Annotated in this window: 1 pseudogene; it reads left to right on the forward strand. The window is 49.3% G+C overall.

Features of this window, described 5'->3' with window-relative positions:
- Positions 1-732, forward strand: a pseudogene (locus tag ACOTYB_RS24850) (phage tail tape measure protein); the annotation flags it as partial.

The raw sequence follows: 732 nt of genomic DNA on the forward strand, positions 1-732 counted from the left end.
ACGCTGACAATCGACCTGATTGCAAAAACGGGCGGTTTTGTCTCCGGCCTTAATCAGGCAGAACGCGCCTCTGCAAAGTGGAGCAAACAGGTACAGGATGATGCAGCATCCGCCAGCGCTGCACTGGCGGGTATTGGTGCGGCAGCCGTAACTGCTAGTCTGGGTGTTGGAGCGGCTGGTTTTCAGTTACTGAAAAGCACTTCCAAGCAGATTACCGAAACAGACCGCTGGGCAAAGTCGCTAAGGATATCAACTCAGGAGCTTTTAGCATGGCAGTTTGCTGCTGAAAAGGCAGGGGTGTCCGGCGATCAGATGGCTGATATTTTTAAGGATATCGGCGATAAGATAGGTGACGCTGTCCTGAACAAGTCGGGTGAAGCAGTTGATGCCCTTAATTCCCTGGGTTTGTCCGCTGAGAAATTATCCAAAGTAAGTCCTGAAAAACAGCTCCTGGCAATTGGTGAATCACTTGGCAAGATCGGCACGAATGCCGAAAAGACAACCATACTTGAAAGCCTGGGCAATGACCTTTCAAAACTTCTTCCGTTGTTCGATAACAATAATGAGAAACTGAAACGGTTTATTGATCTGGCTAAGGATTATGGGGTAGCGCCAGACCCATCTTCCATTGATGACCTGGTTAAAGTTAACCAGCTATTCGAAGACATGGAGGCTCAGGTTGCTGGCCTGAAGATGGAGATTGCCGCAGGTCTGGCAAAGGTTGACCTTGGA

Origin of the sequence: Enterobacter cloacae complex sp. IR5450 (assembly GCF_049238665.1) — a bacterium.
Classification (GTDB): Bacteria; Pseudomonadota; Gammaproteobacteria; order Enterobacterales; family Enterobacteriaceae; genus Enterobacter; species Enterobacter hormaechei_C.